Here is a 232-nt window from a genome sequence, read left to right on the forward strand (position 1 = left end):
GTACGGCGCTGATACCGTTCGCTTATTCATGATGTTTGCCGCACCAGCAGAGCAAACTCTAGAATGGCAAGACAGCGCTGTAGAAGGCTCATTACGTTTCTTACGTCGCGTATGGAAACTGGCTTACGACCATATCAATGCCGGAGAAGCGTGTGCTGTAGACATCGCTAGCCTCAACGCTGCTCAAAAAGACTTGCGCCGAGATGTACATAAAACCATTGCCAAAGTGAGT

The 232-nt window shown here is 49.1% G+C and carries 1 protein-coding gene; it reads left to right on the top strand.

What is annotated here, in order from left to right; all coding sequences use genetic code 11:
* Positions 1–28 precede the first annotated feature (28 nt).
* A partial coding sequence (locus Q4528_RS16395; RefSeq protein WP_303522854.1) for a hypothetical protein occupies positions 29–232 on the top strand: 204 nt, incomplete at its 3' end.

The sequence above is a fragment of the Staphylococcus pasteuri genome (genome assembly GCF_030547725.1).
GTDB classification, from domain to species: domain Bacteria; phylum Bacillota; class Bacilli; order Staphylococcales; family Staphylococcaceae; genus Staphylococcus; species Staphylococcus pasteuri.